This window comes from Cellulosimicrobium sp. E-16 (assembly GCF_049913115.1).
Taxonomy (GTDB): Bacteria; Actinomycetota; Actinomycetes; order Actinomycetales; family Cellulomonadaceae; genus Cellulosimicrobium.
On record NZ_CP183974.1, the window covers coordinates 2646782 to 2669441 of the forward strand.

Consider the following 22660-nt stretch of genomic DNA (forward strand, 5'->3'; position numbering starts at 1 on the left):
GGCCCGGGAGACGAGATCTCGTCTCCCGGGCCGCCGTCCGTGCGGAGCCGGCCAGAGGCCGGGTGAGGCGGCGTCGGACGTCCGCCTCACCCGGCCTCAGCCGTGCCTCAGTCCTGCGTCGGTGGCGTCAGCCGCACGACAGGGAGTCGTACCCGGACGTGGTGGTGCCCGTCCCCCCCTCGGCGTCCGTCGCCGTGACGGTGACGCTGCCGGCACCGAGCTCGTCCGACCGGGTGCCGAACGACTGGTAGGCGTTCTTGCCCGGTGCGACGTCCTCGAAGGTCTTGCTGCCGTAGGGCGTCTCGATCGTGATGTCGAGCGGGACGTCCTCGTCGTTGAGCGCACGGACGGCGAGGTACGCCTTGCCCGCGAGGCAGCGCGGCTGCGCCGTCACCGTGACCGTCCGCTCGTTCGCGCCGGCCGGCTGGCCGGTGAGGTACTCGAACCCGGTGGTGGCGAAGTCCTCGCCGTCGGGAGCCACGTCGTACTCCATGACGTAGTACCGGACCCCCGCCTCCTGGGCCGCGGCGAGGATCTCCTGCAGCGGCACCTCGCCGTCACCGAGGTTGGTGAACGTGGGGCGGCCGCCCGCGTTCAGACCGGTGGCGTCCTTGACGTGCAGGAGCTCGATGCGGTCGCCGTACTCCGCGATGAGCGCCGGCACGTCGACGCCCGCGTGGGCGGCCCACGCGACGTCGAGCTGGAACGTCACGTACTCCGGGTCGGTCTCGCGGACCAGGATCTCCCAGGCCGAGAGCGTCTCGCCGTCGTGCTCGTACGTGGTGCGGAACTCACCGTCGTGGTTGTGGCCGAAGAACTTCTCCAGCCCCGCGTCCACGGTGCGCTGACCGAGGCGGTTCATCGCCTCGGCCGTCGCCAGCGTGTTCTCGTACGTGCCGATCCCCGGCTGCGGGAACCCGCCGGAACCCACGTACTCCTGGCCCAGCGTCGTGACGAAGTCGAGCGTCTCGTCGAACGTGCCCTCGTTCACGTTGTAGTGCGAGGACTTCACGCTCAGGCCGTACGAGTCGGCCAGCGCCCGGAACTCCTCCGCCGTGTAGCCCGCGAAGTTGCCGCCGAACGGCTCGATGTTCTGGAACCCGATCTCGGACAGGCGCTCGAGGACGGCCGGGAGGCCCACCTCGTTGACCCACGGGATCAGGGAGAACATCTGGATCGAGACCTGGTCCACCGGGACGGTGACCGGCTCGGTGGGCTCGTCCGGGCCGCCCGCAGGCTCGCCGGTGAGGTACTCGTACCCGGTGGTGGCGAAGTCCTCGCCGTCCGGGGCCTGGTCGTACTCCATGACGTAGTACACGACACCGGCCTCGGCCGCGGCGGACAGGATGTCCTGCAGGGGCACGTCCCCGTCGCCGAGGTTCGTGAACCTGATGCTCGAGCCGAGCCCGGTCGCGTCCTTGATGTGCAGGAGCTCGATCCGGTCGCCGTGCTGCTCGAGCAGCGCCGCGACGTCGACCCCGGCGTGAGCGGCCCACGCGACGTCCACCTCGAACGTCACGTACTCCGGGTTCGTCTCCGCCACGAGGATCTCCCAGGCGGACATCTCGACGCCGTCGTGCATGTACTTCGTCGTGAACTCGCGGTCGTGGTTGTGGCCGAAGAACTTCTCGAACCCGGCGTCCACGGCCCGCTCACCGAGGCGGTTCATCGCCGCGGCCGTGGCCAGCGTGTTCTCGTAGGTGCCGATCCCCGGGGAGGGGAAGCCACCCGAGCCCACGTACTGCTGCCCGACCTCGCCCACGTACTCGAGCGTCGTGTCGAAGTCCGCCTCGCCCACGTTGTAGTGCGACGACGGCGCCTTCAGTCCCGCCGCGTCCGCCTGAGCCCGGAACTCCTCGCCCGTCAGGCCGGCGTAGTTGCCACCGTACGGCTCGACGTTCTGGAACCCGATCTCGCCCAGACGGTCGAGCACGGCTTGCTGGCCGTCCGCCCGGACCCACGGGATCAGCGAGTAGAGCTGGATGGACACCTGGTCGGCCGGGACGACGACGTTGCGCCCGAAGGTCAGGTTGTCGACGTCCACACCACCGGTGCTCGTCACGACGAGCGTGCCGGTACCCTCCGGCACCTCGGTGAGCGTGCGGTCGGCGTCCTTCCAGGTGTCGCCGGTGAAGCGGAACTCGGCGAGCGAGTCGACGGTCTCGCCGTCCGAGCCCACCCAGCCCAGCGAGACCGTACCGTCGCCGCGCCCGATCATGGTCACGCTGTTGATCGCGTCACCGGTCGGGGCGTGCGTGAAGGCGATCGGCTGGTACGAGAACGAGTCGCCCTCGTCGAGCGAGGTCACGTACTTCCCCGCGTCGGCCTCGGCGTCGTCCGCGACCTCGATGCCCTCGGCCGCGTCGTACCACTCGGCCTGCTGCTCCTCGGGCTTGAGGATGTGCGTGGCCTCGCCGCGGATCGCCGGGACGTCGCCCTGGGCCTGGTCGGTGTAGGTCACGACGAGGGTGCCGTAGATCTTCTCGCCCTCCCCGTGCTCGACGGCGTCGGGGCTGGTCTGGATCGTGAAGCCGCACCCGTCCGCGGTGTCCGCGGCCCGCCCGCTCACCTCGGGGTGCGCGTGCGTGTTGTGGCCCAGACCGAACGTGTACTGGATGTTGCGGCACGTCGGCTGGTTGCCGTCCTCGGCGTCCTCGACGGAGACGGTGTAGGGGACGGCATCGCCCCAGTTGAAGATCGCACCGTCGGGCTGGTCCAGCGTGATGACGGGAGCGGTGTTACCGACCGTGATCTGCTGGATCGCCAGACCGAAGTTGCCGCCCGCGTCGGTGACGCGCAGCTGCACGTTGTACTGCCCGAGCTCGGTGAACGTGTGCGTGACGGTGACGCCCTGGGCGTCGTACACGCCGTCGGAGTCGAAGTCCCAGTCGTAGACGAGCTCGCCGGCCGGCGTCTCGGCGTCGGTGGAGGCCGACGCGTCGAAGGTCACCTCGAGCGGGGCGGTGCTGCCCGAGACCGGGTCCGCGTCGATGAAGGCCCGCGGGTGGGTGTTCTCCGACCCGTAGACGACCTTGTACAGGCCGGCGTCCGGGTTCTGTCGGAAGAACCCGTCACCGTACTCCAGCACGTACAGAGCGCCGTCCGGGCCGAACTCCATGTCCATGACGTTGTCCCAGATCGGCTGGTTGACCGTCTCCAGGTGCGCGTTCGGCAGGAAGTCCTCGACCGCGGTGACCTGGCCGGCCGAGGTCAGCTCGTCCAGGGTGAACGCTGCGACGTAGTCCTGGGAGAACTCCGCCATCAGCGGGTGCCCGTCCCAGTACTCGGGGAACTTGACGTCCGAGTCGAGGTTCTCGTCGTAGCGGTAGATCGGGCCGCCCATCGGGGCCTGGCCGCCGCCGCCCCACTCGGTCAGCGGGTCGAGCACCTCGGGCTGGTCGCCCGGGTTGTCGCCGTAGTAGACCTGCGGCGCGGTCGCCGGCGGCAGGACGTCCAGGCCGGTGTTCCACGTCGAGTTGTTCTCGGCGCCGGCCTCGCAGTCGAAGAAGTCGCCCGGTGTCTGGGTCGCGTAGTCCCACTCGTTGTAGTTGGCGTTGGGTCCGTGGCAGTACGGCCAGCCGCCGTTCATCGGCTCGGTCGTGAGCTGCCACTCGACGTAGCCCATGGGGCCACGGTTCGGGTCGGCCGCGGCCGCGTCGGGGCCGTAGTCGCCCCAGACGAGCGCGCCCGACTCGACGTCGTAGTCGATCCGGAACGGGTTGCGCAGACCCATGACGTAGGTCTCGTCGCGGACCAGGTCGCGGACGTCGTCGTACTGCGGGTCGTCGAAGAGGTTGCCCTCGGGGATCGTGTAGGTACTTCCCTCACCGACCTCGGTGCCGGCGGCGAGGTCCTCGATCGGGTTGATCCGCAGGATCTTGCCGCGCAGGTCGTTCGTGCTGCCCGCGCCGCGCCGGTCGTCGAAGCCCGGGTTCATGCCCGGGGCGTTGTTGTTGGGCGCGTAGCCGTTCGCGCCCGGGGTGCTGGCGGGGGTGTTGTCTCCGGTGGAGAGGAACAGGTTCCCCTCGTCGTCCCACGCCATGTCCGCGCCGACGTGGCAGCACTGCCCGCGCTGCGCGTCGACCTTGAGGATCTCGCGCTCGGTGGACAGGTCGATGGCGTCGGTGGCCGGGTCCCACGTGAAGCGGGAGAGCTGGTTGTAGCCGAGCCACTGGTCCCAGTAGCTCTCGTCCTCGCCCGCCGGCAGGGAGTTCGGCGCGCTCCCCGTCGGGGTGGTCTCGGGGTACTCCACGCCCGAGGGCGACGTGCCCTCCATCACGCGGGGCGCGTAGACCAGGTACAGGAAGTGGTTCTCCTCGAAGTCCGGGTCGAGCGAGATGCCCTGGAGCCCGTCCTCCGAGTTGGAGTAGACGTCGAGGTCCGCGATCTGGGTGGTCAGGCCCGTCGCGGAGTCGGTGAGGCGCACGACGCCGTCGCGCGCGGTGTGCAGGACACGGGAGTCGGGCAGGACGGCGAGGTCGATGGGCTCGCCGGTGTTCTTGCTGAGCAGCACCTTCTCGTAGCTGTTCCAGTCGGTCGCCTCGTCGGCGGCCGGTGTCGCTTCCTCGTGGCCGGGGTGGGCACCGGCCGCGCTGATCGAGAGTGGTACCAGCACCGCGGCGGCCACGACCGCGGCGAGACCTCGTCGGGCGAGCCTGCGAGGGCTCGTGATCGTTCGTCTGTGCACAACGTCCTCCTTGACGCGTAACGAGAAGACGGCGATCGCCGGACCAGCCGCACAGGCACGCACGCGCGCTCCTGACGCCGCTGCACGACGATCTCCGCTGATCGGTCGGCTCCGGATGGGTGGGCCTCGAACGTGGGGCCCGGTGCGACGGACGGTGCGATGCCCCGCCGTCGCACTGGTCCGACAGTACGGGCGGCTTTCGCTGTTGCCAAGTCAAAAGTCGAAATCTCTGAGCAATCGTTTCGGCGACTATTCACTGCAAGTCGGTCGGTTGAGTGCGCAGCCAGCTGCCCGCCCCTGCCCTGGTTCGTCGACCTCGGACCTACCGCGTCGCGACCCGCGCGACCGATCCCCGCACGACGAGGTGCAGCGGCAGGACCGTACGGGCAGGCGACCCCGCGCGGCGCTCGCCGGTCATCGACCGTTCGATCGCGTCCGTCGCGGCGAGCGCGAGCGCAGCGACCGGCTGCTCGAGCGTCGTGAGCTTGGGCCGCAGCCACTGCCCGACGCGGATGCCGTCGCAGCCGACGACCGAGAGGTCCTCGGGGATGGAGATGCCGTGCAGCTCGGCCGCGCCCAGCATCCCGACGGCGACGATGTCGCTGCCGACGAACACGGCCGTCGGCGCATTCCCGGGCCGCGTGAGGTAGGGGAACGTCGAGGCGCCGAACTGCTCGGTGTACGGGCCGTGGCGCACGAGGTCCGGGTCGACGTCGAGCCCCGTGTCGTGCATCGCGTCGACGTAGCCTCGCAGGCGGTCCTGGGTCGTCGAGAGCTCGGCGGGCCCGGCGACGTGCGCGATGCGCCGGTGCCCCTGCTGCACGAGATAGCGCGTCGCCTGGTAAGCACCTCCGTAGTTGTCCACGGTGATGGTCTCGACCGGCAGGTCGAGGTCGACCTCCTCGTCGATGACGACGACGGGCAGCCCGTCCGCCACGGCGCGGGCGAGCCGGTCGTCGGTGCGGGACATGCCCACGTAGACGACGCCGCCGAGCGACCCGTCGCTCGCGAGGAGCTGGCCGAGGCCCGACTCGGCGTCCCCGTGGCGCGTCGAGAGCGCCACGACGAGCGGGATGCGTCGGTCGCCCGCGAGGCGCGCGACCTCCTCCGCGAGCGCGGTGAAGAACGGGTTGACGAAGTCGGGCACGACGAGCGCGACGACGCCCGCGCGGCGCTCCTCCTCGCGCGGGGCCGGGGCGGGTGCGGGGACGACGTACCCCACCTCGCGCACGGCGGCATCGATGCGCGCCGCCGTCTCCGGCTGCACGTTGAGCTGCCCGCGCAGGTAGCGCGAGGCGGTCGAGGCCGACACGCCGGCACGTTGCGCAACACGCGTGAGCGTCATGGCTTCCCCTCCAGGTCTTCGTGTCCCAGCTCTCGTGCACTCTACCGGCCGCGCTCCCACCAGCAGTCTTGACAGGCCGAGCATCCTCACCCTACGGTCTTGCGCAATGTCACACAACGTTGCGCAACGTCGTCGCCGACGCGCCGCGCGACCAGATTCGCAAGGAGGCCGGGATGAGCCGGGTTCTGCTCGCCGGGGAGTCGTGGATCAACGCGACCACCGACTACAAGGGGTACGACGCGTTCCCCCACGCCCAGCTCGAGATCGGGTGCGCGCGCCTGCTCGAGGCGCTGGCCGCCGAGGGCCACGAGGTCACGCACCTGCCGTCGCACCTCGTCGCCGAGGACTTCCCCTCGACGCTCGAGGAGCTCGACGCCTACGACGTCGTGATCCTGTCCGACATCGGCGCCAACTCGCTCCTGCTGCCGCCCGTCGTGTTCTCCCAGGGGCGCCCGTTCCCGAACCGGCTCAAGCTCCTCGCCGAGTGGGTCCGCCGCGGCGGTGGGCTCATGATGGCCGGCGGCTACCTCAGCTTCCAGGGGTTCCAGGCCAAGGCGAACTATCACGGCACCGCCGTCGAGGCCGTCCTGCCCGTCGAGATCCTCCCCTACGACGACCGTGAGGAGACCCCCGAGGGCATCGGCGGGACCCGGACCGACGTCGAGCACCCCGTCACCGCCGGCCTCGACCGCGAGTGGCCGATCCTCCTCGGCTACCAGCGCCTCACCGCCAAGCCCGACGCGACCGTCCTCGCGACCATCGAGGGTCGCCCGCTCGTGGCCGTCCGCACCGAGGGCCAGGGGCGCACGCTCGCGTTCGCCTCCGACATCTCCCCGCACTGGGCCCCGCGCGAGTTCATGGACTGGGCGGGCTACGGCCCGCTGTTCGGCCAGGCCGTCACCTGGCTCGCGGGCTGATGACGCCCGAGGTGGTGGTCGTCGGCAGCCTGAACATGGACCTCAGGCTGACCGTCGACCGCCTGCCCCGCTCGGGCGAGACCGTCTCCGCGACGGGCCTCGTCCGCTCCCCCGGCGGCAAGGGCGCCAACCAGGCCGTCGCGGCCGCGCGGCTGGGGCGGCGCGTCGCGATGGTCGGCGCCGTCGGCGACGACGACGACGGCCGAGCGATCCGGCACCGCCTCGCCGCCGAGGGCCTCGTCCTCGACGGCCTCGCGACCGCGGACCGGCCGACCGGCGTCGCCGTCGTGCTGTGGGAGCAGCCCGAGTCGACCATCGTCATCGAGCCCGGCGCGAACGCCGTCGTGGACGAGGCCTTCGTCGCCGACCGCGCCGACCTCGTCCGCGACGCGGCGGCCGTGCTGTGCCAGTGCGAGACGCCGCTCGGCGCCCTGCGCGCCGTCGCCGCCACCGCGACGGGCACCACGGTCCTCAACCCCGCGCCCGCCGTCCCGCTGCCCGCCGACGTGCGCGCCGCGTTCCGCGTGCTCGCGCCCAACCGGTTCGAGCTCGCGACCCTCGTCGGCGCGAGCGACGAGCCGGCCGGCGAGGACGAGGTGCTCGCCATGGTGCGCGCGCTCGACCACCCCGGGGACGTCGTCGTCACCCTCGGGGCCGACGGCGCGCTCGTCGTCCCCGCAGGACGCGCACCCGTCACCGTCCCGGCAGTGCGCGTCGATGCCGTCGACACGACCGCCGCCGGCGACTCGTTCTGCGCGGCGCTCGCCGACGGCCTCCTCCACGGCGGCGACCTCGTCGAGTCCGCCCGCTGGGCGGCGCGCGTCGCCGCCTCCACCACCACCCGCCACGGCGCCGTCGACTCCCTGCCGCGCGCCACCGACCTGGCCCCCGAGGGCACCAGGATTCCGCTCCACAGCTAAGTCCGACGTACCGTCGGAGGAAGGCACGGTCACGCAATGAAGCACACCACGCCGGCGACCACCGGTTCCCCGTCCGGCACTCAGGGAGGTGCTCTGAACTCGTCAGCCCGCCGCAGCAGGGTCAAGGACACCGCGACCGCCCTGCTCGTCGTCGCGACCGTCCTCGCGGGGGCCCTCGGCCCCATGCAGGCGGCCGTCAACGGCCAGCTCGGCAAGACGATCGGCGACGGGCACGCCGCCGCGCTCATCTCGTTCGGGACCGGCCTGGTCCTCATGTTCGTCGTCGTGTTCGCCCGCCCGGCCACCCGGCGCGAGGCGCTCGCGATCCCCGGCCTGATCCGCTCGCGCACGATCCCGTGGTGGAACTACCTCGCGGGACTGTGCGGGGCCGTCATCGTCCTCTCGGAGGGCGTGACCGTCGGCGTCCTCGGCGTCGCGACGTTCCAGATCTCGCTCATCTCCGGCCTCGTGATCTCGGGCGTCATCTGCGACCGCCTCGGCGTCACGGCGTCGGTCAAGCAGCCCCTCACCACGACGCGCCTCCTCGGCGCGGCGCTCGCCATCGCGGCGACCGTCGTCGTCATCTCGCCGAGCTTCTCCGTGCCGCACACGATCGTCCTCGCGATCATGCCGTTCGTCGGCGGCCTGCTCGCGGGCTGGCAGCCCGCCGGGAACGCGGCCGTCGCCGACGTCACCGGGTCGATGCTCGTCTCGATCGGCTGGAACTTCCTCGTGGGCTTCACCGCCCTGCTGATCGCCTACCTCGTGCGCGCGGCCGCAGGCGGCGTCGACTTCCAGCTCCCGAGCGAGTGGTGGATGTACCTCGGCGGTCCGCTGGGTCTGCTGTCCATCGCGCTCATGGCGCTCCTCGTGCGCGGCCTCGGGCTGCTCCTGCTCGGCCTCGCCTCGGTCGCGGGCCAGCTCGTCGGCTCGCTCGTCCTGGACGCCGCGATCCCGGCGCTGGGCCACACCGTTCACGTCGCGACCGTGATCGGCACCGTCATCGCGCTCGTGGCCGCCGGGATCGGCATGATCCCGTCGGGCAAGGCGGCCCACCCCGACGAGCCGGGCGACGGCGAGCGCGAGGACGCCGTGGCCGCGGCGGTCGCGGGCAGCGAGGCGGGCGAGGCGAGCGGGCGATGAGCGTCACGCCCGCCGGCCACGTGCAGACGGTCACCGGCCGCGCCGCGGCCGCCGACCTCGGCCTCACGCTCCCGCACGAGCACCTGTTCAACGACCTGTCGGGCGTGCTCGACCCGCCGAGCTACCGCTTCTCCGAGGCGGTCGTCGAGGCCCCGGTCTCCGCGTCGGTCGCGTGGGCGCTGCGCCAGGATCCGTACTGCTGCGCGGACAACATCGCCGACAAGCCGGTCGCCGCGGTCGCGGCGGAGCTCGAGAGCTTCGCCGCGCTGGGCGGGCGCACGATCGTCGACGCGACGTCGAGCGCGGCGATCGGGCGCAACCCCGAGCGTCTCGCGGAGGTCGCGCGCCGCACCGGGCTGCACGTCGTCGCGGGCTGCGGTGCGTACCTCGAGAAGTTCGAGGGCGACCGCATCGCCGCCGCGGCGGTCGACGCGCAGGCGGCCGCGATCGTCGCCGAGCTGGTCGACGGCATCGGCGGGACCGGCGTGCGACCCGGGATCATCGGCGAGATCGGCGTCTCGCCGTCGTTCACCGCGGGCGAGGCCGCGTCGCTGCGCGCGGCGGCCCTCGCGCAGCGCGACCACCCGCACGTCGCGCTCCAGGTGCACCTGCCCGGGTGGCAGCGCCGCGCGCACGAGGTGCTCGACCTCGTGCTCGACGAGGTGGGCGTGCGACCCGAGAAGGTCGTGCTGTGCCACATGGACCCGTCCGCGGACGACCCGGACTACCAGCGGTCCGTGGCCGAGCGCGGCGTCTGGCTCGAGTTCGACATGGTCGGCATGGACATCACCTTCCCGAAGGAGGGCGTGTCCCCCGACCCGCACACGACCGCGACGGCGGTGCAGCGCCTCGTCGAGGGCGGGCACGCGGGCCAGGTGCTGCTCAGCCACGACGTGTTCCTCAAGCAGATGTGGGTGCAGCACGGGGGCAACGGGTTCGCCTACGTCCCGACCGTGTTCACCGAGATGCTCGCCGCCCGGGGCGTGCCGCGCGACGTGCTCGCCCGCCTCACGCACGACAACCCGGTGGCGATGCTCACCGCGTGACGCCGGCTCCGCCGTCGGCTCGCACGCCGCCGCACCCCGGCCGGGTCCCGACGCTCGCGTCGGGGCCCGGCCGTCGCGTCCCCGGGACCTCCGGCCCTGGTCACGGGCCTGCGCTCTGAGAGGATCGGCGCATGAGACGACGACGTGCCCTCCCGACCCTCGTGGCCGCCGTGGCCGCCACCGCGCTCGTGCTCGCCGGTTGCTCCGGCGGCTCCCCCGAACCCTCCGCGCTGGACGCCCTGCTCGGCCGTCACGACCTCGCAGGGCTCAGCGGCCAGGAGGTCGTGGACCGTCTCGAAGGGCTCGAGACGGCCGACCGGCCGACCGACCTCGTCGCCTCGGTCCGCGCGGCGGAGCTCGTGCTCGCGGACGAGTCGTACGAGACCACGGTCCCGCTGCCCGAGGACACGTTCTACCTCTCGGTCGCGCCCTTCGTGGACGAGACGCACGAGTGCTTCTACCACTCGCTGACGACGTGCCAGGGCGAGCTCGCGGACGAGCCCGTGTCCGTCACGGTCGTCGACGCGGCCACCGGCGAGGTCCTCGTCGAGGAGGACACGACGCTCGGCGCGAACGGGTTCGTCGGCCTCTGGCTCCCTCGCGACGTGGACGCCGAGCTGCGTGTGGAGCACGAGGGGCGGGGCGGCACGACGACCGTCTCGACGGGCGACGACGACCCCACCTGCCTCACGACGCTCCGGCTCGCCTGACACGGGGCGGAGCGGGTCACGCGCGGGGGTGCGCCCAGGCCAGCGCGTCCGCGATCCCGCCGCGCCAGCACGCGTCGTCGTGGCCGCCGTCGTACTCGCGGTACGCGACGTCGCACCCCGCCGCGCGCAGCCGCTCGACGGCGGCCGGGTGGTCCGGCTGCAAGACCCACTCCTGCCGCCCGACCTCGACCCAGGCCCGCGCCCCGGCGAGCGCACCGGGCGCGAGACCGGCGCTCGGGTCACCCTGCCACAGCGACGCCGACTGGCTGATCGCCGTGCCCACCCGGTCGGGGTGCGCGGCGAGCACGCGCAGCGACGTGAGGGCGCCGAGCGACTGGCCCGCGACGCTCACGGCGCCGCGGCCGGGACGCACCGGGAAGCGCGCGCGGGTCCAGTCCAGGAGATCGTGCGCGAGGTAGGCGTCGACGTCGCCGCCCCCGTCGAGGTCGGCCCAGCGCCGCTCGCGCGACCCGGCGTCGAGCAGGACGGCACGCAGCGGCCGCACGGCGCCGTCGTGGTGGAGGTTGTCGAGCGTCGTGGCGAGGTCCTGGGGCCCGGTCCACGCGTCGTCGTCGAGCACGAGCACGACGTCGGTCGGGGTGCCCGCCGGCACGGGCGGCTCGTACACCCAGGCGCGCCGGCCCCCGGGCGCCGTGTGCTCGACCACCCGGCCGCGCGCGACCCCGGGTCGCGGCTCGAGGTACGGCTGCGGGGGCGCGTCGGGGAGCTCGACGACGGACTGCACCCGTCCCGCGCGGTTGCGGCACGTGCGCGGGTTGCGCGGGTCCGGGCGCCCGGCGACGTCCAGCGCGCGCCGCAGCGCCGCCTGGTCGGGCGCGTCCCACGGCGGCGGACCCTCGTCGTGGTGCGCGAGCACGGCGTACGAGGCGCGCCAGGTGCTCCCCATCCGGTAGGCGAGGTGCCACACGTCCGTGCCGGCCACGCGTGCCATGACGCTCGCGGCGAGGTCCCGCTCGTCGGTCAGGCGGTTGACGAACAGCAGCACCGCGCGCGCGTCCGCGTCGCGCACGAGGAAGGTCGCCATCGCCTCGCCCGGGCCGGCGACCTCCACGACGGGCGTGGTCGGCGCCACCTGCGCCCAGAACTGCTCGACGACGGCGTCGCGGCCCTCGGGCGGGACCGCCTCGAGCGCCGCCTCGAGCCGCTCGACCACGGGGCCGACGACGCGCGGCGCCGGCGCGGGGCGCGGCACCTTGGGCGGGGTCCGGTGAGGTCTCCCGACGGCCGGGTTCGGTGGTGGCGCCGGGTCGGGGTGCGGGGGCACGCGGTCGCTCCTTCGGGCAGTTGCGGGACGCGGCGACTGTACCCGGGCGCACGACGGCGCCCGCCGCACGCGGGGTGCGACGGGCGCCGTCAGGGTGCGACCGGACGAGGCGTCAGGGCGTGCCCGCGTAGGAGAGCACGAGCTCCTCGGTGACGGTCTCGCCGTCGCGCTCGGTCGTCGCCGTGACGGTCACCTCCCCGGCCGGGGCCTCGACGAGCCGGGTCGCGAACGCCTGGTAGGCGTTCTTCCCGGGCGCGACGTCGGCGTACTCCTTGCTCCCGTACGACGTCGCCAGCGTGATGTCGACGGGGGTGTCGTCCTCGTTGAGCACGCGCACGGCGACGTACTGCTTGCCGCCCATCGTCCGCAGCTCGGCCTCGGCCGCGAGGTCGATCGCCGGACCGTCGTCGACGAGCGCGCCCTGCCAGACGACGAGGTCGTCGATCTTCGACGCGAGGAGCGCGCGGTCGCCCGCGGCCGCGGACAGGTGGTCGACGAGCGACCGCGCGCCGCCGAGGACCTGGACCGCGGTGGCGGGGTCGCCCGCCTCGGCCGCGGTGCGGGCGCTGCCGAGCAGGGACGAGATCGCACCGGCGATGACGCCGTCGCCCACGGCGGACGTGTTCAGACCCGCCACGACGCCGTCGACCTCGGGGAACGTCACGCAGTTGCCGCCGCCCTCGACGACGCCCGCGGTCCACTCGACGCCCGCGAGCACGTGCTCGCGGAACAGCGGGTCGGTCCACGACGCGTCGGTGTGCCCGGCGCCCTCGTACCAGGAGCGCCCGCCCTCGAAGTTCTGGCACCAGGAGATCGGGTGGTCCTCACCCATCGCGCCGTTGCCCGGCGAGTACGTCGACTCGTCGAGCGTGAGGAGCACGTGCACGTCCTCGCGCGGGTTGGTCGAGTAGTTGTACCACTCGTCGAACCGCTCCCAGGCGGCCGGCAGGTGCGCGGTCGAGGGGTGCGCCGGGCTCTCCACGCGCATGGTCGCGGTCTGCTGCTGCGGGTGGGCGACGAAGCGCGCGCCCCCGCCGGTCAGCTCGCTGTACCAGGGGACGGTGTGCATCGTGTCGGTCGCGGCATGCAGCCCGACGAAGCCGCCGCCCGCGTGGATGTAGCCCTGGAGGGCCGCGAGCTCGGTGTCGTCGAGCAGGCGGGGCGTCGCGGGGTTCAGCGAGTTCGTGTTGTCCACGGGCGAGACGAAGACCAGGGTCGCGTACTGCGACAGGTCCTCGGCGCTCGTGAACGGCGTCGAGCCCATCGTGAGGTCGGGCTGCCCCGGCGAGCCGCTCCCCCACCAGCCCGCGGAGTCGTTCGGCGGGTCCCACACGTCGACCGTGAAGCCGTTGTCCTCACCGAGCTCGATCAGCGCGCGCGTCGTGTCGTCGATGTGCGAGTGCCGGAACCCGAGCGTCTTGCCGACGACGAGGATCTTGTAGTCCTCCTCGTCCGCGGCCGCCGGGCCCGCCGCCACGAGCGTCGCGCCGCCCGCGAGGGGCAGCGCGACCGCCGCCGCCACCGCCCGTCTGATCGTCGTGCCGCTGAACAAATCCATGCGTGCTTCTCCCTCGTCGTCGAGAGCGCGAGCCGGGCGTTCGATCACCGGTCGACCTCCAGGCACTCCCCCCGGGCCCGGCGGCGCGCGCACTCCTGCGTGCGTGGACGTCGGCTGCTGCCGATGCAGCGAGTTTTGACGGCGACCGATCAAAAGTCAAGGATTCAACGACCTGGGCGAGGCGATCTCACCCGCCCTCCGCGACGACCCCGTGGCCGGCGCCCCGCCACAGCGGACGCACAGGGTCACCACAGGCACGACCACGCGAGGAGCGGGACGCTGGGTCCATGACCGCAGCCACCGCCCCCGTCGGCCGCCCCGACCAGCCACGCCTCACGCGCCCGGACGGCTCCCCCGTCCACGTGCTCGTGGTCGACGACGAGCCCAACCTCGCCGAGCTGCTCACCTCGGCGCTGCGATACGAGGGCTGGGACGTCTCGACCGCGCTCGACGGGAACTCCGCGATCCGTACCGCCCGTGAGACCGGTCCGGACGTCGTCGTCCTCGACGTCATGCTCCCCGACATGGACGGCCTCACCGTGCTCCGCCGGCTGCGCGAGCGCGACACCGACGTCCCCGTCCTCTTCCTCACCGCGCGCGACGCCGTCGAGGACCGCGTCGCCGGGCTCACCGCCGGCGGCGACGACTACGTGACCAAGCCGTTCAGCCTCGAGGAGGTCGTCGCCCGGCTGCGCGGGCTGCTGCGCCGGGGCGGCGCGACCGCCCAGCGCGAGGACTCCGTGCTCGTCGTCGGCGACCTCGAGCTCGACGAGGACGCGCACGAGGTCCGCCGCGCGGGCGAGGAGGTGCGCCTCACGGCGACCGAGTTCGAGCTGCTGCGCTACCTCATGCGCAACCCGCGCCGCGTGCTGTCCAAGGCACAGATCCTCGACCGCGTCTGGAACTACGACTTCGGCGGTCAGGCCAACATCGTCGAGCTCTACATCTCCTACCTGCGCCGCAAGATCGACAAGGGTCGCGAGCCCATGATCCACACGCTGCGGGGCGTCGGGTACGTGCTCAAGCCCGCGAACGGCGCCGACGCGTGACCGACGCCCGGCGTGAGCGCGTCCCGGCGCGTCCCCGGACCGGGGACGGCGCGCCCCGGCGGCGGCCGACGGCGTTGCGCCGTCGTCTCGTCCTCGTGCTCGCGGCGGTCGTGCTCGTCGTGACGCTCGGCATCGCCACCGCGTCGACGGCGCTGCTGCGCTCCCAGCTCGTCGCGCAGGTCGACCACGAGCTCGAGCAGGCGAGCGATCGGCTCGCGCAGGGCTTCGGCGAGAGGCCCGGAGGGCAGGGGCCTGGGCAGCCCTCGGACGGGTCCAGCGAGACGCCCGCCCCCGCGCCGAGCGACCTGCCCGACGTCGACGACCCGTCGCGGTTCCCCGCCGGCACCGGACCGGGCAGCGCCGTCCTGCGGTACGACGACGGGGACGTCGTGCTCGCCGAGTACGTGACGCCGTCGCTCGAGCGCGTCACGCTCGACGCCGCCCAGATCGCGGCGCTCGAGGAGGTCCCCGCCGACGGGAGCGCGCACGACGTCGACCTGCCGGACCTCGGGTCGTTCCGCGCCGTGCACCGGACGACGGACGACGGCCAGCCCGTCGTCGTCGCGTCGAGCACGGCGACCGTCGACGCGACGGTCGAGGACTACGTGCTCGTCGAGGTCGCGCTGGGTGCAGCAGGCCTGCTCGCCGCCGTGCTCGTCGGCTGGTGGCTCGTGCGGCGCTCGCTACGGCCGCTCGACGACGTCGCCGCCGCCGCGAGCCGCGTCTCGGAGCTCGAGCTCGCGCAGGGCGAGATCGACGCCATCCCCCGCGTCCCCGACGATCTCACCGACGAGCGCACCGAGGTCGGGCAGGTGGGCGCCGCGCTCAACCGCATGCTCGAGAACGTCGAGACCTCGCTCCAGGCCCGCCACGACTCCGAGACCCAGGTGCGACGGTTCGTCGCCGACGCGAGCCACGAGCTGCGCACCCCGCTCGCCTCGATCCGCGGCTACGCCGAGCTCGTGCGCCGCTCGCCCGACGACGTCCCGCCCGCCACGGCGCGCTCGCTCGACCGCATCGAGTCCGAGGCCGTGCGCATGACCGGCCTCGTCGAGGACCTGCTGCTCCTCGCCCGGCTCGACGCGGGCCGGCCGCTCGACCGCGCGCCCGTCGACCTCGCGGCGCTCGCCGTCGACGCGGTCATGGACGCCCACGCCGCCGGGCCCGACCACGACTGGGCCCTCGACCTGCCCGGCGAGGACCTCGACGTCGACCTCTCGACCGAGCTGCCCGACGGGTTCGACGCGACGGACGACCTGGATCACGCCCGCGCGGCGCACGACCCCCGCGGGCAGGACCCGGACGAGGACGTCGACCTCGAGATCACGGGCGACGAGGCGAGCGTGCGGCAGGTGCTCGCGAACCTCCTCGCGAACGCCCGCACGCACACCCCGCCCGGCACCCACGTCGAGGTGCGGCTCACGACCGACGGCGACGACGTCGTGCTCTCCGTCACCGACGACGGCCCCGGCATCCCCGCGACCCTGCGCCCCACGCTCTTCCGCCGCTTCACGCGCGGCGACGACGCGCGCAACCGCACCGGCGGCTCCACCGGCCTCGGCCTCGCCATCGCCGACGCGATCGTCACCGCCCACGGCGGGACCGTCGCCGTGTCGTCGTCCACCGCGGAGGAGCCCGGCCCCACGGGCACGACGTTCACCGTCCGCCTCCCCCGCGACCACCCCTGACACCCGCAACCTCGCCCCCGTCGCCGAACAGGCGGTCCCGGTGCGTCCGGATGGCCGGACGCCCAAGACCGCCTGCTCGCCGCGCCGGAACCGCCTGGTCGCGACCCCGTGGTCAGCCCTTGACGCAGAGGAGCGTCGTGAGCCGTGCGACGACCTCGACGAGGTCGGACTGGGCGCGGATGACCTCGTCGAGGTCCTTGTACGCACCCGGGATCTCGTCGAGCACCCCGGCGTCCTTGCGGCACTCGACGCCCGCCGTCTGGGCGGCGAGGTCGTCGAGCGTGAAGGTCTTCTTCGCCTTCGTGCGGGACATGCGCCGCCCCGCGCCGTGCGACGCCGACCAGTAGGACTCCGGGTTCCCGAGCCCGCGCACGATGTACGAGCCGGTGCCCATCGACCCCGGGATGAGCCCGAGGTCGCCCTTACCCGCCCGGATCGCGCCCTTGCGGGTCACGACGAGCTCCTGGCCGTCTATGTGCTCGACCGCGACGTAGTTGTGGTGGACGTTCACGGCCTCGTCGAACGCGATCTCGCGATCGGGGAACGATGCGCGCACGGCGTCGACCACGAGCGTCATCATGACCGCGCGCGACCGCGCCGCGTACTCCTGCGCCCACCACAGGTCGGCGAGGTACGCGTCCATCTCCGGCGTGCCGCCGAGGAACACCGCGAGCTCGCGGTCGACGAGCCCCTGGTTGTGCTCGAGGCGCTTGGCGACGGCGACGTGCTGCTCGGCGAGCGTCTTGCCGATGTTGCGTGACCCCGAGTGCAGCTGGAGCCACACCTGCCCGTCGGTGTCGGTGCAGAGCTCGACGAAGTGGTTCCCGCCACCCAGCGTCCCGAGCTGGCGGCGCGCACGGCCCTCGATGTCCGAGACGCGACCGTGCAGGCCGGAGAACCGCGACCAGAACGCGTCCGCGCCGCGCGCGACCTCGGCCGGGCCGCGCCCGGAGATCGAGCGCAGCCGGTGCGGGTCGACCGCCTCGTCGTGGGCGTGGAACCCGACGGGGATCGCAGCCTCGATCCGCGCGCGGACCGGCCCGAGGTCGTCGGGCAGGTCCTCGGCCGTGAGCGACGTACGGACGCCGATCATGCCGCAGCCGATGTCCACGCCGACGGCGTTGGGCGACACGGCGTCGCGCATCGCGATGACCGAGCCGACGGTCGCGCCCTTGCCGAGGTGGACGTCGGGCATGACGCGCACGCCCTCGACCCACGGCAGCGCGGCGATGTTGCGCAGCTGCTGCAGCGCGGCGGGCTCGACGGCGTGCTCGTGCGCCCACATGAGGGTGGGCGCCTTCGCCCCCGACAGCGGGACGGGGAACGCGTGGGCCTCGGTGCTCACGGTGCTGACCTCCTCGGGTCGTCCTGACGATCATGACGCCGCCCCGGGCGGGGCGGCGAGGTGCGCGCGGGAGGACTCGAACCCCCGACGCCCGGCTCCGGAAGCCGGCGCTCTGTCCGCTGAGCTACGCGCGCTGGTGCTCCTTAACGTCGAGCAGACGGGACGCGAGGCGCCCAGGTGCCCTCGGAGGGAGTCGAACCCCCGTCTCCGCTTCCGTAGAGCGGCGTCGTGTCCGTTGGACCACGAAGGCGGTGCTTTTCACCACAGCGCACGACAAATGCGCGCCGACGGCGAACGAGCAGAATGGCAGCACGAGAAAATGCACCCGGCCCGGGCGCATTCATGCACGAGAAAAAAGGCCGCCCCGGCGATGTCCCGGGACGGCCTGTCGTACGACGCTTGGTCAGACGACAGGACCGCCGGAGTCGCCGGCGAGGAACGAGGACACGCTGAGATACGCCACGGGCAGCGCGACGCGCGGCTGCTCGCAGGGCAGCACGGGACGTCGCCGGTCCTGCTGGACGGGTTCGCGCACGGCACTGCTCCTCTCGGTCATGTCGGGTGGCCCACGCACCGGAATGTCGTCGACCGAGGAAGACCGTACGCGCCTTTCCCGATCGACACAACCCCATTTTCGGAATTCGACAGGAATTCCTTGGTCGGGACCTCGTGGGCCGGTCGGAGGCCCACCGGCCGCCGGCCTTTCCTGCCCGTCGCCGGGCTCGTGCACTCTCCGCGCCCGGAAGAACCTTCGCCTCCCCGCGCTGCCTTCGCACAGGAGACAGGCGACCGCCTCCCCCGTCGGGGCCCGGCTGGCGAGTCTCGGCCGGAGGCTGGTGTCGCTTGGCACACTTTTCTTGCGCGGGCACACCGACCCTCGCCGTTCCGGACGAACGACGGGGGCTGTCGGCGGCACCCGGTAGGGTTCCGGACGTTCCGGACACACCTCCCGACGCCGACGAACCACGCGGCCGGGCCGACGACAGGAGACCCGCCGCCATGATGGGCGCCCACCACGCCGCGACCGGAGCCGCCGCCTGGGTGGCGGTGACGTCCACCGCCCCGTTCGCGCTCGGGTGGCACCCCGTGTCGTCCGTCGGGGTCATGACGGGCGCGGTCGTCTGCGCCGGGGCCGCGCTCCTCCCCGACGCCGACCACCACAACGGCACGTTCGCGCACTCCCTGCCGCCCGTGAGCGAGTGGGTGTCCGACGCCGTCGAGACGATCTCCGGCGGCCACCGCCAGGGCACGCACTCGTTCCTCGGCATCGCCGTGTTCACGGCGCTCGCCTGGCTCGTGGGGCTGGTCACGGTCGAGACGGAGAGCTTCGGCACGGTCTACGTGGGCGGTGGCGTCCTCGCGGTCCTGCTCGTCGCGCTCGCGCTCAAGGCGCTCAAGCTCACGCGGCGCGGCAAGCTCATGCCGTGGGTCACGTCCCTCACGATCGCCGCCCTCGTCGCGCTCTTCTCGCCCGAGGAGTGGAACTGGCTCCCGGTCGCCGTCGGGATCGGTGTCACCGTGCACATCCTCGGCGACGTGCTCACGACCAACGGCGCACCGCTGCTGTGGCCGGTGAAGTTCCGCTCCCCGCGCTGGGTGCGCCGCTCCCTCGTGGTCGACGACGTCTGGCGGCCGGGAGGCAGCTTCGCCCTCCCCCTGCTGGGCGACACCGGGTCGGTGCGCGAGTGGATCCTCGCGACGGCCGTCGGCCTCTACGCGACGGTCGGGTTCGTGTGGTCGGCGCTCGACCAGATGGGCTACGACACCTACGGGACGTACGAGCGCGTCGCGTCCGCGATCCAGGCGCTGGCGTCGGGCATCGCCTGAGCGGCGACCGTCACGGTCGCCGCGGGCGATCCCGGACGCGGTAATTCCCTTGCCCCGTCCCGCACCCGGGTGGGACGGTCGCAGGACGTCGCCCGCGCCGTCGGGCACCGGAGGAAGGAGGAACGCCATGAGCTGGACGACCCACGCTCGCGTGTCCACCACCCCCGGGAGCACCGACCGCCGCTAGGCCGGTCGGCGACCGTCCGAGACGGTCCGCGCCCGCCGCCGCCCGCGAGGCGGCAGCGGCAGCGCCGTGCGCTCCCCGCCCGAAGGAGCCCACCCGTGCCCGAGCACGACCTGCTGTACCCCGACCCGTACCTCCCGCCGACGTTCGCGGGAGACCCCCGCACTCCCCCGCCCCGCCGCCTGCGGCGCAGTGACCACGCTGCCGACCTCGACGACGCCGGTCCGGCCACGGGCGTCCTCGACGCCGCGCTCGGCGACGACCAGCGCTGGTCCACGTGGTCCGCCGTCGAGAAGGGCCAGCGCGGACCCGAGCCGCGCCCCGACTGGGTCGTGACCGCCGACGCGGCCGTCGACACCGAGCTGGGCATGCTCAAGACCGGCAAGGAGGCGGACGTGTTCCTCGTCGAGCGCGCCGTCCCCGGCGACGCCGCCCGGCGATCGCTGCTCGCCGCCAAGCGCTACCGGGACCTCGACCACCGCGCGTTCCGGCGCGACACCGTCTACACCGAGGACCGCCGCGTGCGCCGCACGCGCGACCGGCGCGCGCTCGACCGCAAGTCCCGCTACGGCCGCCAGGTCGCGGCCGGGCAGTGGGCCGCGGCCGAGTTCGCCGCCCTCGGCGAGCTGTGGTCGGCGGGGGCTCCCGTGCCCTACCCGGTGCAGATCGACGGCAACGAGATCCTCATGGAGTTCGTCGGCACGTCGGACGGCGTCGCGCACGAGGCCGCGCCCCGGCTCGCGCGCACCCGCCCCGACCCGGACCTGCTCGCGTCGTGGTGGGACCAGCTCCGCGACGGCATGGCCGTGCTGGCCCGCCTCGGCTTCGCGCACGGCGACCTGTCCCCGTACAACGTCCTCGCGGACGGCGACCGGCTCGTCATCATCGACCTGCCGCAAGTCGTCGACCTCGTGGCCAACCCGTTCGGCACGGAGCTCCTGCTGCGCGACTGCCGCACGATGTCCGCGTGGTTCGCCGCGCGCGGGCTCGAGACCGACGCCGACGAGCTCTTCGCGCTGCTGCTCGCCCAGGCGTGGTGACGGCACGACGACCGGAGGACGCAGCACGCGGCGTGGGACGATCGCCGCGTGCTGCGCCTCGCCCTCGTCGGCCTCGACTCGTCCCACGCCGACCACTACGTCCGGCTCGTCGAGGTCGAGCGGCGCTGGCCGGGCGGTCGGGTCGTCGCTCTCGTCGACGGCGAGCCGGCCCGCCGCGCGGAGCTCGCCGCGGCGGGCGGGCTGTCCGTCGGCGCGGGTGAGGTCACCGTGCCCGACGTCGTCGGGCGCGTCGACGCGGCGATCGTCGCCCACCGCGCGGGCCGGCTCCACGGCGCCGCGGCCCGCACGCTCCTGCGCGCGGGCGTCCCGGTGCTCGTCGACAAGCCGTTCGCGGCATCGGTCGCCGACGCGCGGGCCACGCTCGACGTGGCCCGCGCCCACGGCACGGCCGTGACCACGGCGTCCGCGCTGCGGTTCGCGCCCGAGGTCGTGGCCGCGCGCGCCGTCCTCGCGGCCCGCACGGCCGACGCGGCGACGACATCACCCGGGCCGGTCGTGGAGGTGTCCGGGCCCGCCGACCCGGCCGACGAGCGGGACGGGCTGTTCTTCCTCGGCATCCACGTCGTGGAGGCGGCCCGCGCCGTGGTCGGCGGCCCCCGCGGCGCGGGGTGGGCTCCGCCCGTCGTGACGACCTCGGCGGACGGGGTCGTCGCGACCACACGGCTGGGCGGCGTCCCCGTCCGGTTGCGGTTCCTCGACCCGGGTACCCACCCGAACGCGGGGTTCACGGTCGCGGTGCGCACGCCGCGCGGCGTCGAGCGCTCCGAGGTCGTGCTCGACGCCGACTACCTCGCCCCGGTGGTCGAGCACGCCCTCGCGATCCTCGCGCCGACGTCCGGCACGGCCGCCGGCACGACGGTGCGCACGGCGGGCGCCGACGAGGACACCGCCCGGATCGACCCCGAGCACGCGACGATCCTCGCCGACCTCGCGCTCCTCGAGCAGGTCACCGCGGCCCTGCCCGCCTGACGCGCGCGGCGGAGGCGCCCGGCAGAGGCATCCGGCTGCCGACGTCGGCCCGACGGGGTAGAACGGGACCATGGATCCCTCCACCGAGTCCTTCGACGCCGACGACGTCCAGACGTTCCTCACGACCTACGGGGTCGCGCTCTCCACGGGCGACCTCGACACGATCGGCGAGAGCTACGCGTTCCCGGCGCTCGTGGTCGGGTCGACCGGGTCGGTGCTCCTCGCCGACCCGGAGGACGTGCGCGAGTCGACCGCCGAGACCGCGCGCGGGTTCCGCGAGCGCGGTCTGGTCGGCGTCGTCGCGCACCTCGAGGACGTCGAGGAGGTCGGCGACGCGCTCGTGTGGGCGCGCGTGCGCTGGAGCTACCGCGACGAGTACGCGAACGAGCAGGAGGCGCAGGAGGTCCGGTACCTGCTGCGGCGCTCACGCGACACGTTCGAGGTCTGCGTCGCTGCGCCGATCGCCCGATAGCCCGGCTCCCGAAGACCTGTCAGCACGCCACGGACGCCCGGACCGCTCGGGCGCTCCCAGGGCGCCGGTTCAGGACAGCCGGTTGTCGCGGTCCTCCCACGGCGTCGACGTCGCCGCCTTGTGCGGGGCGCCGTCGCCGGGCTGCAGCGCCCGGACGACGAACGACCCCGCGGCGAGCACGACGCCGCCGGTGAACGCGACCTGCAGCACGGTGAGCAGCAGGCCCACGAGCCACGTGCCGGTGAACGAGTAGGTGAGGTTCGCGAGACCGACGTTCTGGACGAGGGCGCTCCCCACGGTGAGGCCGACGCCGGTCCAGAACATCGTGCGGGCGCTGAGCCGAGGTGGCATCGCGGGTCCTCTCGTCGGTGAGCCGGTGCGGACGACCCGTCGTCGCATCGCGCCGGGCCTCGTCCGCTCCGTTCCTACCACGCGTGCCACCGGACGGCGACGA

Annotated in this window: 18 protein-coding genes, 2 tRNA genes and 1 pseudogene; 11 read left to right on the forward strand and 10 right to left on the reverse strand. The window is 73.4% G+C overall.

From position 1 onward, the window contains the following. Positions 1-127 precede the first annotated feature (127 nt). The 3 genes and pseudogenes from ACN9MS_RS11765 to ACN9MS_RS11775 form a co-directional block, all read right to left on the reverse strand. Positions 128-4615: a TIM barrel protein gene (locus ACN9MS_RS11765; RefSeq protein WP_426308783.1), complete on the reverse strand. Its 4488-nt coding sequence runs from the start codon at positions 4613-4615 to the stop codon at positions 128-130. Positions 4616-5009: 394 nt separating this feature from the next. Next, positions 5010-5999, reverse strand: coding sequence for a LacI family DNA-binding transcriptional regulator (locus ACN9MS_RS11770; RefSeq protein WP_426311887.1), 990 nt, complete (start codon positions 5997-5999; stop codon positions 5010-5012). Between the two features lie 3 nt (positions 6000-6002). Further along, a pseudogene (locus ACN9MS_RS11775) lies at positions 6003-6116 on the reverse strand (hypothetical protein); the annotation flags it as partial. An 89-nt stretch (positions 6117-6205) separates the two neighbouring features. Between ACN9MS_RS11775 and ACN9MS_RS11780 the strand changes: the two are divergent. The 5 genes from ACN9MS_RS11780 (at position 6206) to ACN9MS_RS11800 (ending at position 10768) form a co-directional block, all read left to right on the forward strand. Further along, on the forward strand, positions 6206-6949 hold the full coding sequence (locus ACN9MS_RS11780) for a glutamine amidotransferase (RefSeq protein ID WP_426308784.1): 744 nt from the start codon (positions 6206-6208) through the stop codon (positions 6947-6949). Further along, positions 6949-7869, forward strand: a complete 921-nt coding sequence (locus ACN9MS_RS11785; protein WP_426308785.1) for a ribokinase — start codon at positions 6949-6951, stop codon at positions 7867-7869. Before ACN9MS_RS11780 ends, ACN9MS_RS11785 begins: the two co-directional genes overlap by 1 nt. Positions 7870-7905: 36 nt before the next feature. Next, on the forward strand, positions 7906-9012 hold the full coding sequence (locus tag ACN9MS_RS11790; RefSeq protein ID WP_426308786.1) for a DMT family transporter: 1107 nt from the start codon (positions 7906-7908) through the stop codon (positions 9010-9012). Next, positions 9009-10058, forward strand: coding sequence for a phosphotriesterase family protein (locus ACN9MS_RS11795; RefSeq protein WP_426308787.1), 1050 nt, complete (start codon positions 9009-9011; stop codon positions 10056-10058). Before ACN9MS_RS11790 ends, ACN9MS_RS11795 begins: the two co-directional genes overlap by 4 nt. Before the next feature lie 131 nt (positions 10059-10189). Further along, positions 10190-10768: a CueP family metal-binding protein gene (locus ACN9MS_RS11800; RefSeq protein ID WP_426308788.1), complete on the forward strand. Its 579-nt coding sequence runs from the start codon at positions 10190-10192 to the stop codon at positions 10766-10768. Between the two features lie 16 nt (positions 10769-10784). On the opposite strand, the gene ACN9MS_RS11805 is transcribed toward ACN9MS_RS11800, so the two are convergent. Then, complete coding sequence (locus ACN9MS_RS11805; RefSeq protein WP_426308789.1) at positions 10785-11981, reverse strand: enterochelin esterase domain-containing protein; 1197 nt, start codon at positions 11979-11981, stop codon at positions 10785-10787. A gap of 184 nt (positions 11982-12165) precedes the next feature. Continuing rightward, positions 12166-13611, reverse strand: a complete 1446-nt coding sequence (locus ACN9MS_RS11810; RefSeq protein ID WP_426308790.1) for a ThuA domain-containing protein — start codon at positions 13609-13611, stop codon at positions 12166-12168. A gap of 287 nt (positions 13612-13898) precedes the next feature. Between ACN9MS_RS11810 and ACN9MS_RS11815 the strand changes: the two genes are divergently transcribed. Beyond that, positions 13899-14660, forward strand: a complete 762-nt coding sequence (locus ACN9MS_RS11815) for a response regulator transcription factor (RefSeq protein ID WP_426308791.1) — start codon at positions 13899-13901, stop codon at positions 14658-14660. Further along, positions 14657-16348, forward strand: a complete 1692-nt coding sequence (locus ACN9MS_RS11820; protein ID WP_426308792.1) for a sensor histidine kinase — start codon at positions 14657-14659, stop codon at positions 16346-16348. Before ACN9MS_RS11815 ends, ACN9MS_RS11820 begins: the two co-directional genes overlap by 4 nt. Before the next feature lie 112 nt (positions 16349-16460). On the opposite strand, the gene ACN9MS_RS11825 is transcribed toward ACN9MS_RS11820, so the two are convergent. From ACN9MS_RS11825 to ACN9MS_RS11840, 4 genes are all read right to left on the reverse strand, one after another. Further along, positions 16461-17633 (reverse strand): RtcB family protein, encoded by a 1173-nt coding sequence (locus ACN9MS_RS11825; RefSeq protein ID WP_426311888.1) that lies wholly within the window; start codon positions 17631-17633, stop codon positions 16461-16463. A 121-nt stretch (positions 17634-17754) separates the two neighbouring features. After that, a tRNA-Arg gene (locus tag ACN9MS_RS11830) sits at positions 17755-17827 on the reverse strand. A gap of 44 nt (positions 17828-17871) precedes the next feature. Beyond that, positions 17872-17943 (reverse strand) — tRNA-Arg (locus ACN9MS_RS11835). Between the two features lie 153 nt (positions 17944-18096). After that, entirely contained in the window at positions 18097-18228 is a 132-nt protein-coding gene (locus ACN9MS_RS11840; protein ID WP_257418670.1) for a hypothetical protein, read from the reverse strand. Between the two features lie 464 nt (positions 18229-18692). Between ACN9MS_RS11840 and ACN9MS_RS11845 the strand changes: the two genes are divergently transcribed. The 4 genes from ACN9MS_RS11845 (at position 18693) to ACN9MS_RS11860 (ending at position 22206) form a co-directional block, all read left to right on the forward strand. Beyond that, the gene (locus tag ACN9MS_RS11845) at positions 18693-19520 is read left to right on the forward strand and encodes a metal-dependent hydrolase (protein ID WP_426308793.1); all 828 of its coding nucleotides are present in this window, start codon (positions 18693-18695) and stop codon (positions 19518-19520) included. A 282-nt stretch (positions 19521-19802) separates the two neighbouring features. Beyond that, positions 19803-20744: a serine protein kinase RIO gene (locus tag ACN9MS_RS11850; RefSeq protein ID WP_426308794.1), complete on the forward strand. Its 942-nt coding sequence runs from the start codon at positions 19803-19805 to the stop codon at positions 20742-20744. Between the two features lie 48 nt (positions 20745-20792). Then, a complete protein-coding gene (locus ACN9MS_RS11855; RefSeq protein ID WP_426308795.1) occupies positions 20793-21734 on the forward strand; it encodes a Gfo/Idh/MocA family oxidoreductase in 942 nt (313 codons plus the stop codon). Positions 21735-21804: 70 nt separating this feature from the next. Next, positions 21805-22206 (forward strand): hypothetical protein, encoded by a 402-nt coding sequence (locus ACN9MS_RS11860; protein ID WP_426308796.1) that lies wholly within the window; start codon positions 21805-21807, stop codon positions 22204-22206. A gap of 69 nt (positions 22207-22275) precedes the next feature. On the opposite strand, the gene ACN9MS_RS11865 is transcribed toward ACN9MS_RS11860, so the two are convergent. Further along, on the reverse strand, positions 22276-22557 hold the full coding sequence (locus ACN9MS_RS11865; protein ID WP_426308797.1) for a hypothetical protein: 282 nt from the start codon (positions 22555-22557) through the stop codon (positions 22276-22278). Positions 22558-22660: the final 103 nt, after the last annotated feature.

Coding starts and splice junctions, on each gene's coding strand:
- ACN9MS_RS11780 (WP_426308784.1), top strand. CDS start 6,206: ATGAGCCGGGTTCTGCTCGCCGGGGAGTCGTGGATCAACGCGACCACC.
- ACN9MS_RS11795 (WP_426308787.1), top strand. CDS start 9,009: ATGAGCGTCACGCCCGCCGGCCACGTGCAGACGGTCACCGGCCGCGCC.
- ACN9MS_RS11845 (WP_426308793.1), top strand. CDS start 18,693: ATGATGGGCGCCCACCACGCCGCGACCGGAGCCGCCGCCTGGGTGGCG.
- ACN9MS_RS11785 (WP_426308785.1), top strand. CDS start 6,949: ATGACGCCCGAGGTGGTGGTCGTCGGCAGCCTGAACATGGACCTCAGG.
- ACN9MS_RS11800 (WP_426308788.1), top strand. CDS start 10,190: ATGAGACGACGACGTGCCCTCCCGACCCTCGTGGCCGCCGTGGCCGCC.
- ACN9MS_RS11860 (WP_426308796.1), top strand. CDS start 21,805: ATGGATCCCTCCACCGAGTCCTTCGACGCCGACGACGTCCAGACGTTC.
- ACN9MS_RS11865 (WP_426308797.1), bottom strand. CDS start 22,557: ATGCCACCTCGGCTCAGCGCCCGCACGATGTTCTGGACCGGCGTCGGC.
- ACN9MS_RS11790 (WP_426308786.1), top strand. CDS start 7,906: ATGAAGCACACCACGCCGGCGACCACCGGTTCCCCGTCCGGCACTCAG.
- ACN9MS_RS11815 (WP_426308791.1), top strand. CDS start 13,899: ATGACCGCAGCCACCGCCCCCGTCGGCCGCCCCGACCAGCCACGCCTC.
- ACN9MS_RS11825 (WP_426311888.1), bottom strand. CDS start 17,633: ATGTGGGCGCACGAGCACGCCGTCGAGCCCGCCGCGCTGCAGCAGCTG.
- ACN9MS_RS11810 (WP_426308790.1), bottom strand. CDS start 13,611: ATGGATTTGTTCAGCGGCACGACGATCAGACGGGCGGTGGCGGCGGCG.